The organism is Thermoactinomyces mirandus (assembly GCF_013868055.1).
In the GTDB taxonomy this organism is placed as follows: domain Bacteria; phylum Bacillota; class Bacilli; order Thermoactinomycetales; family Thermoactinomycetaceae; genus Thermoactinomyces; species Thermoactinomyces mirandus.
In genome coordinates this window covers 1-1110 of the sequence record NZ_JACEOL010000083.1, presented here as the reverse complement: position 1 = coordinate 1110, position 1110 = coordinate 1, and the positions used below count along the sequence as shown (strand labels likewise).

Sequence of the window (1110 nt, the reverse complement as noted above, 5' to 3'; positions counted from 1 at the left end):
CAAAAGTCCCGTATGATCCAAACAAAACCTATGCGATGAGCGGTTATGTCAAAACCCAGAATGCCCAAGGAATTGGCCGCCTTTATGTAGTAGGCTTTGATTCCGCCGGAGCGGTAACCAAAACCATGACTTACTTTGGAATCACCGGAACGCAAGACCCGACCCGTTTGCATATGATGCTGGAACCTGCTGCTTTCCCCGGCAATACGGTGACCATCCAGCTTCGCGGGTATGCAGGCGGGGGTGAAGGGAACCAGTATGGCGGTACCTATTGGTTTGATGGGTTGCAAATAGAAGAAGAGTACTACGGGGCGTACAATGTGTTTGGGGATCTGGAGCGGGATGCAAATAGTGATGCGATTCCGGATGGATGGTAAGCAACAAGGGAACTGGGGACGGATTCGTTGTCTCATTCTCCTATTCCGGCGAACGATGCTACAAACTGATGGGTGATTCGTCGCTGTGGAAATCGCTCAGCCAGGAAATCAAACTGTCCGGGTCGGCGGGGGCTGTTTTAACTGTATCCGGCCACTCCCGGGTGGAAAATCCCAATCCTTCCGGCGGGATGTACGGGTGCATTATTGAAACGTATCTTGATGACACGAAGCAGGAAACCTTTACTTTCCACTTTGACAAGTCCAAAACGCATGACTGGCAGCACCAGGCAGCGGAAATCAAGGCCACCAGGTCCTTCGACAAAGTCAAGGTTTACTACGAATACAGTCAGCAGTCCGGAGCCGCCTGGTTTGACACCGCCAAAGTGAGCGTCGGTTCCATTACAACCAGACATCAATACGATGCCAATGGCAACTACGAAGTGAAGACAACCGATCCACAAGGCCGGGTAACGGAAAGCGAATATGACACGGTCGGCAACCAAACCAGCGAAAAAGTGGGCGCCCACACGACTACATTTGAGTATGACGGACTCGATCGGCTAAAAAAAGTAATCGACGCCAAAAATGGTATAACCCAGTACCAATATGATGCCAACGGCAACAAAACCAGGGTAACCAACGCCAGTGACAAAGAGACCACCTACCAATACAATGAGATCGATCAGGTCAGCAGGGTAACGGATGCCAATAACCAATCCACCACCTATGACTA

1 protein-coding gene and 1 pseudogene are annotated in these 1110 nt (G+C 50.6%); both read left to right on the top strand.

Features of this window, described 5'->3' with window-relative positions; all coding sequences use genetic code 11:
- Positions 1-377, top strand: a 377-nt coding sequence (locus H2C83_RS17050) for a hypothetical protein (RefSeq protein WP_220184255.1), incomplete at its 5' end; no start/stop codon positions are given.
- Positions 371-1110, top strand: a pseudogene (locus H2C83_RS17045) (DNRLRE domain-containing protein); the annotation flags it as partial. The gene H2C83_RS17050 and the pseudogene H2C83_RS17045, both read left to right, overlap by 7 nt.